Genomic DNA, 229 nt, shown 5'->3' with positions numbered 1-229 from the left:
AGTGGCGACGCCCGCGGCGGCGGCGACGGCGTTTCCGCCGTAGGTGCCGCCCTGGGAGCCGGGCCAGGCCTTGCCCATGAGCTCGGTCGAGGCGGCAATCGCGGAGATCGGGAAGCCGCTGGCAATGCCCTTCGCGGTGATGACGACGTCGGGGGTGATGCCTGCCCAGTCGTGTCCCCAGAACTTGCCGGTGCGTCCCACGCCGGCCTGGACTTCGTCCACGATGAGC

At 71.2% G+C, this 229-nt stretch carries 1 protein-coding gene; it reads right to left on the bottom strand.

The features are described 5' to 3' along the window. Positions 1 to 229 (bottom strand): aminotransferase class III-fold pyridoxal phosphate-dependent enzyme (locus AC6CH3_RS23585; RefSeq protein ID WP_498134732.1); only part of this gene is annotated, 229 nt, incomplete at both ends.

Source organism: Arthrobacter sp. GQ119 (genome assembly GCF_059759125.1).
Note: the sequence above shows the minus strand (reverse complement) of the source record. Positions and strands in the feature narration are given on the sequence as shown.